At 50.9% G+C, this 1,290-nt stretch carries 1 protein-coding gene and 3 pseudogenes; 1 reads left to right on the top strand and 3 read right to left on the bottom strand.

Going from position 1 to position 1,290, the window contains the following annotated elements:
* Window positions 1-85: 85 nt before the first annotated feature.
* Window positions 86-292 (bottom strand): annotated as a pseudogene (locus tag AO277_RS28130) (cytochrome c); the annotation flags it as partial.
* A 239-nt stretch (window positions 293-531) separates the two neighbouring features.
* Between AO277_RS28130 and AO277_RS13775 the strand changes: the two are divergent.
* Window positions 532-795, top strand: a pseudogene (locus AO277_RS13775) (recombinase family protein); the annotation flags it as partial.
* Here AO277_RS13775 and AO277_RS13770 read toward each other — a convergent pair.
* Window positions 787-993, bottom strand: a complete 207-nt coding sequence (locus AO277_RS13770; RefSeq protein WP_044320216.1) for a carbon storage regulator — start codon at window positions 991-993, stop codon at window positions 787-789. The pseudogene AO277_RS13775 and the gene AO277_RS13770 overlap by 9 nt on opposite strands.
* A gap of 157 nt (window positions 994-1,150) precedes the next feature.
* Window positions 1,151-1,290 (bottom strand): annotated as a pseudogene (locus AO277_RS13765) (tyrosine protein phosphatase); the annotation flags it as partial.

The raw sequence follows: 1,290 nt of genomic DNA, 5'->3' as shown, positions 1-1,290 counted from the left end.
CGACAAGCTGGCCAAGAGCTACGCAGCCATGGTCACGCTGGCTTGTAGCCTACGTTGTATGCGGCAATACTTTTCGTACAAAACCTAGCAATGCCGCTAAAGGTATGGCGCGGTAGCTCATATCCCGTTTGTATGCAACATCTTTGGGGATGGTAATTGTTTGCGATAAGGGATGATTAAGGAGGTTCTCTGTCTGCCAAATTTGGCTATTTCCCTCCAGCTCCAAATTCAGCTGTGCAGCCCAAGTGATAGGTTCCCACAACAAGATGCTGAGAAAAATAAGCGCTTTCATGTGACCGAATTCCTCCATATTTCCAATATGACCATATAGGTACATGCCACTATTGTATTGCGATGCCTTTTCAATTATGCCGCATGAATCTTTACATTACTAATGTCAGTTGGTGGCTTGCCGAGGGATTAGGTTCCCTTTCCTAGCCAATTTTTGCCGGCAGTGAGAGCGTCGGATTGCAGCCTAAGACGCTGGGCAGCGCTTTCGCGCTACCTCAATGACGGGACAGTAGCCACAAGGAAGGCGATAAGTTCACCGTCCTAATGCTGAGCGCGATTAACTCCATACTGGTGGAAATGATGGCCGCGATTGCCCGCAAGGATTACGAACAGTGGCGCAAACGTCAGGCGAAGGCCTAGGCAAGTATCAGGGCCGTCAGGCACAAGCGTGTAAAGGAACTGCTGAAGGCCGGGCTGGGTATTTGCGCCACTGCCCGCCATGCCGACTGCTCGACTACGACCGTGCTACATATACGAGATAGCCTTGAGCAGAGGCTACCTTGATTCCGACTTTGTGACCGGCGAGTGCTGTTGACACTTATGAGTGATGGCAGGGCCGTGCTGGTGATCGCTTGCTTCGCGGACTGCGACGAGATCCGGAGCTTCGATCTGGATACGCACAGCCCCCTCTGAAACGCTTTGGACTTGGATTGCATCGCCAATCATAATAATTTCACCTTCGCGGCGAGTCAAAAGGAGCATACGAGTTTCCTTTGTGTTCGGCTGATTCTTTTGGGGGGAGCAATGGAACAGACCCCCGTGACTGAGTTTTCTGACTTACAACCTCTTAGTAGCAAGGCATCACCATAAGCTTAGCGTACTTAAAATTCTGTTTTCTGAAGTGCCCTTTGGTAGCCAGTCAACGTTGATGACAAGGGGTGTTAGGGTCAGCGAGCCATTCTGACCACAAGCGGGGCGCTCCTTTGGGGTTTTGCTTGGCGTATTCGTAAAACAGCGAAATGAATTCCAAGCGGTCATTGCGCAGGTTGGCGCGGCCTT

Origin of the sequence: Pseudomonas amygdali (assembly GCF_002699855.1) — a bacterium.
Taxonomy (GTDB): Bacteria; Pseudomonadota; Gammaproteobacteria; order Pseudomonadales; family Pseudomonadaceae; genus Aquipseudomonas; species Aquipseudomonas amygdali.
Note: the sequence above shows the minus strand (reverse complement) of the source record. Positions and strands in the feature narration are given on the sequence as shown.

Excerpts from the sequence above, each read along its gene's own strand:
- AO277_RS13770 (WP_044320216.1), bottom strand. The coding sequence starts at position 993 with ATGCTCCTTTTGACTCGCCGCGAAGGTGAAATTATTATGATTGGCGAT.